The sequence below is a fragment of the Glutamicibacter sp. AGC84 genome (assembly GCF_053543575.1).
In genome coordinates this window covers 26,557-33,786 of the sequence record NZ_JBLVOC010000009.1, presented here as the reverse complement: position 1 = coordinate 33,786, position 7,230 = coordinate 26,557, and the positions used below count along the sequence as shown (strand labels likewise).

The following is a 7,230-nucleotide window of genomic DNA, read 5'->3' as shown; positions in this document are numbered from 1 at the left end:
GATGCGGGCCACTGCTTTATGCCGGATGCTCTTTACTTCTTGCGTACCTTGTACTTGGCGACCAGAAGATCCGCGGTGGCGGAGAGGATCGCCGGAAGAATGTAGCGCGCCAAGGTCACCAGGGTAAAGGCGAGTACGGATCCGCTGGCCGAACCAGCCACGGACAGGGCCGCAAATCCCAGGCCCACCGCGGAGAGCAGGCCGACGATCCAGCCAGCGAGCTTGCGGGGACGCAGGACGAACCAGCCAACCAGCGAAAGCACCGGCAGGAGCAGGCCCCAGACGGTGAAGTACCCGGTGTACATTCCTTGCAGATCCAGCGCGGAGACCAGGAACCAATCGCCATATTCCACGGTGTCCAGTACCGGCAGCTTCAGCAAGATGTCCAGGACCAGCGACAGCAGGACCAGCAGCATCGCGAAGACCTTGGTGTCCTTGCGTGCTTCGAGCAGCCAGAAGCTGCCGATGGCCACGAGCCTGATCACCCATAACGCGATCAGGGAGAGCAGGCTGCCGCCGGTGACATAGTCGGCGGTGGACAGCAGCGTGGATCCGGTGATGCCGGCGATCAGCACCAGCCAAACAATGATCAGGCGGGCCGGCAGATGCAACAGTGGTTTTTCTTCGCTCACTTAGCCAAGTCTAATGAAACTGGCTGTGCAATCCCTTTTCCTGTTCTTGGCAGGCGGGCTCAGACCTCGAGTTTCAGTGCCTTGCGCAAGGTCAGCGCGCCACCGGTGTGCATCACTGCCCTGCCGTAGATCTTCTCGGCAAACAGCAGCACAAGCCAGCAGGCAGCCAGGAGAATGGCCAGCGAAAGAATCGGCTCCCAGAAAGCTACCTCGCCGGAGAGCAGGCGGCTAGGCATCGCCGCCGAGGAGACGATGGGAATGTACGAAGCGACCACCAGGAAGCTGCCCTTGGCATACAACCCGATGAACAGCACCGCCATCAGGAGGCCCACCACGGGCCCGCTGGATTGCTGCAGATCCTCGGTACGGGTAGCCAAGGAGCCCAACGCTGCCCAGATCCCGGCCAGAAGCAGGAAACCGCCGAAGAAGAACACCACGAACCACCCGGCCACCTGGGTGACAACTCCGAGGAACGGGATCTGGATCGGGGAAATGTAGGCAGCCAGCAAGCCAATGCTGAGGAAGGCCAGGAGCTGGATCATTGCGAGAACGACATTCCCGATGATTTTTCCTGCCAGCAGCTGGCGCAGCCGGATGGTGCTGGCCAGGATCTCGACCACGCGGTTCTGCTTCTCCTCGATGACCGAGTTGGCGATGGGCATGCCGAAGAGGAATGCGGCCATGTAGAAGAGGAATGAGAAGACCAGCGCCATGGCACTGGCCATCGCGGCCCGTTCGGAATCGCCATGGAGCTGATCGAGAATGAGGTCCTCGTTATCGGGCAGGCCAGCTGATTCCAGTCCGGCCTCGGCCAGCAGCTGATCGGTCTTCACGGTTTTCATTGCCTCGCGGACCAGGGAACTGAGCTCTTGGTCGACCGCGTTGAAACCGGTCAGCGTGAATTCCTGCGCATCGGCCGAACCGGACAAGGTTGCGTTCAGCCGCTCAGCGGATAGCTGCTGCTCCGCCTGTTCAGGAGCGAGCCTGGAAATGCTCAATTCCACGTCTTCGGGGCGATCCTGGATCACTTGCTCCAGCACCCGGAAACTGGCATCGTCGGTGGCAGCCACGGCGAAATTCGACGTGCGATTGGCGAGGAAACCGGTAAGGGCGACCGATCCGATGATGAATAGCAAGGTCACGATGGTGCTGATGATGAAAGCTTTGTCGCGCAGCTTGGTTTCGACTTCGCGCAAGGCGACAATGAGCCATGGAGCCGTGGTGGTGTTCACTTGATGATCTCCCGGTAGATGTCGGCCAGCGAAGGGCGATGGATTGCGAACTCTGCGACGGGCCCGCGGCTCATGGCGGTGGCGAGCACGCGTTGGGCATCGGCTTCGGAATCGAAATTCACCAATGCGTCATGGCCTGAAATATCGATAACGGTGACCCCCGGTTCATTGCGCAGCCAGCCCGTGTCGGAGCCCAGGGACAACCGGTGCCGGGATGCCTGCGTCGCACGGAGCCCGGCTGCCGATGAATTGGCCAGGATCCTGCCGTCCTGGATGATCACCAGATGGTCCACCAGCACATCGAGCAGATCCAGCTGATGCGAAGAGAAGAGCACCGGTACGCCGCGCGCTGCATAGTCGCGCAGGATGGAGCTCATTGCATCTACCGCGATCGGGTCAAGTCCGCTGAAAGGTTCGTCGAGGATGAGCACGTCGGGTTCGTGCAGCAGTGCTGCGGTGACTTGAACGCGTTGCTGGTTGCCCAGGGACAGGGATTCGAGTTTCGACTTGGCGCGGTCAGCCAATCCGAAACGGGCCAGCAGTTCCATGGCCCGTTTGCGTGCTCCGGAGCGGGACAGGCCATGGAGCTGTCCGAGGTAGACCAGCTGGTCAATGACCGGCTGCTTGGGATACAGACCGCGTTCCTCGGGCATGTAGCCGAAGTTGGGGCGGGTGGCTCCATTGAGCGGTTGGCCGTTGAGCGAAACAGAACCGGAATCGGCGCTGAGCAATCCCATGATGATGCGCATGGTGGTGGTCTTGCCGGCACCGTTGGCACCGACGAATCCGGTGAGCGCGCCGCCAGGTACGGTGAAGCTGATGTCATCGAGCACCAAATTCTGTGCAAATGACCGTGACACATGGTTTAGCTCAAGCATGTTTTCCTCTGCCAAGTATTGTTTCTACTCATCAGCTTAGGAAACGAAGCAGCATTTGCGCTCCGTCTGGAGAATGAAACTATTGGATGAGTCCGGCGCGGTGGGCGAATAGCACGCCCTGCACCCGGTCGCGCAGGTGCAGCTTCGCCAACAGGTTCGACAGGTGGGTTTTCACCGTGGCTTCCGACAGGGAGAGCACTGCGGCGATTTCCTGGTTGTTCTTGCCCTGGGCCAGTTCGCAGAGTACCTGGCGTTCGCGTTCGGTGAGTTTTTCCAGCTGCTGGGCCTCGGTAGTTGCCGTTGCCGAATCCGCGGCAGGGGCGGCGCCGGTGCCACGCTGGATGAGCTTGAGCGTGACTTCCGGGGAGAGCAGCCCGTGGCCGGCGGCCACCTGGTGCACGGCGGCCACCAGCATTTCAGGCTCTGCATTCTTCAGCAGGAACCCGCTGGCCCCGGCATCCATGGCCTCGAAGAGGTAGTCGTCGCGGTTGAAGGTGGTCAGCACAATGACCTTGGTCTGGGTGGTGCTGGCGATGAGCTTCGTGGCTTCGATGCCGTCCATCTGCGGCATTTGGATATCCATCAGCGCCACCGTGGGGTTCAGCTCGCGAACCATTTCCAGGCCCGCTTGGCCGTTGCCTGCCGTGCCGATGACCTGGATCTGCGGATCGGTTTGCAAGATCAGTTTCAGCGACGAGAGGATCAGCGACTGGTCATCGCAGATCACCACGGTAATTTTGCTCATGTTGCCAGTCTAGTTGCCGCGTCGGAAACCACGCGCAACCGGGCCCGGGTACGCCAGCCGTGCGGAATGCGCGGGCCGATTTCCACTAGCCCGTGATGCAGCTTGGCGCGTTCGCGAATGCCACGCAGGCCGTAGCCGCCACCGGCGGAATCCGGCCGGGGACGGCCGCTGTCGGTGACCTCGACTTCTATCCATGCGCCATCGGCATCGGTTCCCGAACGCAGCGACAAGGTAGCTGTGCGGGCCGTGGAATGCGCACGGACATTGGCCAAGGCTTCTCCGCTGATGCGGTAGAGCGCGAGCGACAGGCCTGCCGGCAGGGTGGAAATGAAGCCGGGCTGGTGTTCATCGCGGGAGATCTGGATGCTCAGTCCCTGGCGTTCATTGGCTGCGATCAGCTCATCGAGCTGCGCCATGGATGGTTCGGGGTTCCGTGCCCCCTCAGCGCAGTTCGGCGAATCCTCCGGTCCGCCATGTTCGCGCAATACGCCCAGCAGTGCCCGCGTTTCGCTGACTGCACTGCGTGCCGATGACTCGATGCCGCGCATCAGTTCGATGGACTGCTGGGGATCGCGCTCATGCACCATGCGGGCGGCCGACGCCTGGATTCCCACCGAGGCAATGTGGTGGGCAATGACATCGTGCAGCTCGCGGGCGATGCGCAGCCGTTCCTCGTTGACCGCACGGTCTGCCAGCTGCTGGGACTGGTCGGCAATGCGCTGGGCCTGGGTTTCCACTATTTGGCTGGCGTAGGCATTGGTCCAGCTGACCATGCCCAGGAAGATCGCGCCGCCGAAGTACAGCAGGTTCATCAGCAGGTTGTAGAAGATGAAGGCCGTTGACGTCGGCAGCACGCCTGCTGGATCCTCGACCATGGAAGTTCCGGTGGCCGTGAGCAAATCGGAGGTGAAGAAGGTGACGATCACCCAGGTAGCCATGAACAGCAGCACCACGCTCATCGCTATCCACAGTCCCCGGCGGTTCTTCGACCACGTGACCGCGGTGTAGATGCCGATGAAATAGGCCAGCTGCGCGCAGAGCTCCATGCCGACTTGGTAGGTATTTTCGCTTCCGGCGCCCACGAACGCAGCCGAACCGATGAGCATCATGGTTATGGGCCAGCGCCGGCGGAACATCAGCGGCACGATCAGGGACACAAGCACGAGATAGGCGAGAAGAGGATCGGGCGCGTTCTCTTGCTCGGTCAGGGAGAGCAGCAGTTCGTGCATGGCCAGCGCCAGCAGGAGGAAGCCCGAAGCGACGATAATATCGCGGCGCAAGCTCTTCTTATCCGGAGACGGACGTTCCCAATCCACCGGAGGCAGCGTCGGGAGCCTCCGGTGTACTAGCTCGGGGAGTCGGTACATGGTGTTCCTTGATCATCTCGTTGGCCAGGCATTGGAAACGACTTTACCGGTCTGCGGTTCTCCGGGCATGAGCCTGGAGGCTTACCCCTGGCGTTGACCCGGGAGGAAATGCGCTAGGCAGAAAGGTTACTAGGCAGTAATGTGATGGTATGCACATGATTTTCCGAATCCTCATGGTTTACCTGAACAGCAAGAAGGCTTCCAAGCTGTCGATGTTCGACACCAGCTCAGTGGGCATGCGTGCCACGCTGACCGATATCGACTTTGCCGGCCACATCAACAACGGCATGTACTTCTCGATCTTCGATCTCGGACGCTTCGACTTGATGTTCCGTTCCGGTGTCTGGGACATCATGTCCAGGAATAAATGGGTTCCGGTCGTGCAGACCGAGACCATCACCTTCCGCAAGTCGGTGCGCCTGGGAACCAAGTTCTCCCAGGAAACCCGGCTGATCGGCATGGACGACAAATGCATCTTCTTCGAGCAGCGCATCGTCGTGAAGGGCGAAATCTACGCTCGCGCCTATGTCGCCACCCGGATGACCTCGAAAAAGGGTGCGGTTTCCAACGAGGAAATCCTGGCAGCAGTCGGCTTGGAACTGCCAGCAGACATGGTGCTGCCCGAGTGGCTGCACCAGTGGCGCCAGGACGGAGCGCTGCCCAGCACCCGCAAGCCGGCCCCGCACAATTGGATCCGCTGAATCAATTCACTCGCGCAATTCCTGCTGAACGGCGCGAATGCCGTGCCGGGGGACTCAACGTGCGGGATTCGGCGAAGCCTTGGCCGCATCAATGAACATGGCGATCAGCTCGGGATCCTTGACTCCGCGCGATGATTCGACGCCCGAGGAGACATCGGCGCCGAAAGCGCTGGACGCAGCTAGGGCATCAGCGACATTCTGCGGGGACAGTCCGCCGGCCACCAGCCAGCGCCGACCAGCGGCCAGATCCTTCACTGCCGCATAATCCCAGCTTTCGCCGCTGCCGGGGACCGAAGCGTCAATGAGCAGCAGATCTTCGCCCCAATCGGCAAACTGCTCCTCCGGGTCATCGCGCCGCACCGCGCGGATGACCTTGAACCCGGCCTCATGGGCGGAGCTCACATCCTTTGCCGTGCGCTGCCCGTGCAGCTGCACCCAACTCACGCCGGCGTCCGCCGCAAGCTGAAGCACCGTCTGGATCTCTTCGCCGCGGAATACCGCCACGGTGGCAATGCCTGCAGGAACAGCCTTCACCAATGCGGCGGCGCGCTGCGCAGAGATTTCCCGGGCACTGGGCGTGAGCACGAACCCGATGGCGTCAGCGCCATGGGCCGCTGCGGCTTGCACGTCCTGGGCAGTGGACAAGCCGCACACTTTGACGAAGGGCTTTGCTGCACTCACTTGGCGTTCTCCTTGGCCATATGGATTGGGGTGTAACCGCCAGGCGCGTTGGCGCGGATGGCCAGCAAGTCGCGGGCGTGATTCCACAGCCGCTTGTCCTCCCCGGTGACGGGCACCCAGGGCTTGACCGGAACAGCGGTGCCGGTTTCATCGCGGGTCACCATCACGGTCAGGCAGTAGGTCGTCAGCTGCATTTCCCGGGTCTTCGGGTCGCCAGAGCGCACATGCACCGCAATGTGCATTCCCTTGTTCCCGGTGTAGACCAGGCGCGCCTCGACCTCCACCAGGTGGCCGATCAGCAGCGGGCGGTAGAAACGCACGCCGCCGGAGAACACTGCAACGGTTTCCTGCTGGCAGTAGCGGGCCGCGCACAGCTCAGCGGCATCATCAATCCACTTCATCACGATGCCGCCGTGGACCTTGCCGCCCCAGTTCACATCGGTGGGCGCCGCCAGGAAGCGCAGCGTCACGCGTTCGGCGGTTCCCTCATCGGTGTATACCTGTTCGTTCATGGACGCGACGATCTGCTCGCGGATCTCAATGCGCGCCAACGCATTCTCGCGCATGGCGATTTCCCTGGCCGTACCCGGGGTGAACGCCGGAACCGGGGTCGGCTTGCCATTCTCGCCGACGGCTACGAAGATCACCAGGCAGCTGCTGGACTTCACCGGACGCAATTCGCGCGGATCGCTGAAAGACACCTCGGTATGGATGTGCATGGAGCTGGTTCCCGTGTACACCACCGAAGCGGTCACTTCCACCAGATCCCCGGAGTGGATCGGGTCGGCGAAGTGGATATTGCCTACATAGGCGGTAACGCAATAGCTGGAGGACCATCCCACCGCCGCAGCGTAGGCGGCCTTGTCGACCCACTCCAGAACGGTGCCCGCAGGAACAATCCCGGTGACATCGACGTCGGTCGGTGCCGCGAGGAATCGCAAGGTGACAGAATGCGGACGTTGTTTCAGCTCCGGGGTGCTCATGCACTCCAGTT

Annotated in this window: 8 protein-coding genes; 1 reads left to right on the top strand and 7 read right to left on the bottom strand. The window is 61.6% G+C overall.

Annotated features, from left to right (window positions below; translation table 11 throughout):
- Positions 1 to 32: 32 nt before the first annotated feature.
- The 5 genes from ACNPN0_RS06205 to ACNPN0_RS06185 form a co-directional block, all read right to left on the bottom strand.
- Entirely contained in the window at positions 33 to 632 is a 600-nt protein-coding gene (locus ACNPN0_RS06205) for a hypothetical protein (protein WP_332727621.1), read from the bottom strand.
- A gap of 59 nt (positions 633 to 691) precedes the next feature.
- Complete coding sequence (locus tag ACNPN0_RS06200) at positions 692 to 1,864, bottom strand: ABC transporter permease (protein WP_105658873.1); 1,173 nt, start codon at positions 1,862 to 1,864, stop codon at positions 692 to 694.
- The gene (locus tag ACNPN0_RS06195) at positions 1,861 to 2,742 is read right to left on the bottom strand and encodes an ABC transporter ATP-binding protein (RefSeq protein ID WP_332728267.1); all 882 of its coding nucleotides are present in this window, start codon (positions 2,740 to 2,742) and stop codon (positions 1,861 to 1,863) included. Before ACNPN0_RS06195 ends, ACNPN0_RS06200 begins: the two co-directional genes overlap by 4 nt.
- 79 nt (positions 2,743 to 2,821) lie before the next feature.
- Positions 2,822 to 3,487, bottom strand: coding sequence for a response regulator (locus ACNPN0_RS06190; RefSeq protein WP_388025260.1), 666 nt, complete (start codon positions 3,485 to 3,487; stop codon positions 2,822 to 2,824).
- A complete protein-coding gene (locus ACNPN0_RS06185; RefSeq protein WP_448937234.1) occupies positions 3,484 to 4,803 on the bottom strand; it encodes a sensor histidine kinase in 1,320 nt (439 codons plus the stop codon). Before ACNPN0_RS06185 ends, ACNPN0_RS06190 begins: the two co-directional genes overlap by 4 nt.
- 200 nt (positions 4,804 to 5,003) lie before the next feature.
- On the opposite strand from ACNPN0_RS06185, the gene ACNPN0_RS06180 reads away from it, so the two are divergent.
- Complete coding sequence (locus tag ACNPN0_RS06180; RefSeq protein WP_105658869.1) at positions 5,004 to 5,555, top strand: acyl-CoA thioesterase; 552 nt, start codon at positions 5,004 to 5,006, stop codon at positions 5,553 to 5,555.
- Between the two features lie 54 nt (positions 5,556 to 5,609).
- Here the strand turns inward: ACNPN0_RS06180 and ACNPN0_RS06175 are convergent, their stop codons facing one another.
- Complete coding sequence (locus ACNPN0_RS06175; protein WP_133834884.1) at positions 5,610 to 6,236, bottom strand: phosphoribosylanthranilate isomerase; 627 nt, start codon at positions 6,234 to 6,236, stop codon at positions 5,610 to 5,612.
- Positions 6,233 to 7,219: an acyl-CoA thioesterase gene (locus tag ACNPN0_RS06170; protein WP_133834883.1), complete on the bottom strand. Its 987-nt coding sequence runs from the start codon at positions 7,217 to 7,219 to the stop codon at positions 6,233 to 6,235. Before ACNPN0_RS06170 ends, ACNPN0_RS06175 begins: the two co-directional genes overlap by 4 nt.
- Positions 7,220 to 7,230: the final 11 nt, after the last annotated feature.

What these genes read in the sequence shown, in the direction of transcription:
- ACNPN0_RS06195 (WP_332728267.1), bottom strand. Translation starts at nt 2,742, where the DNA reads ATGCTTGAGCTAAACCATGTGTCACGGTCATTTGCACAGAATTTGGTG.
- ACNPN0_RS06190 (WP_388025260.1), bottom strand. Translation starts at nt 3,487, where the DNA reads ATGAGCAAAATTACCGTGGTGATCTGCGATGACCAGTCGCTGATCCTC.
- ACNPN0_RS06180 (WP_105658869.1), top strand. Translation starts at nt 5,004, where the DNA reads ATGCACATGATTTTCCGAATCCTCATGGTTTACCTGAACAGCAAGAAG.
- ACNPN0_RS06170 (WP_133834883.1), bottom strand. Translation starts at nt 7,219, where the DNA reads ATGAGCACCCCGGAGCTGAAACAACGTCCGCATTCTGTCACCTTGCGA.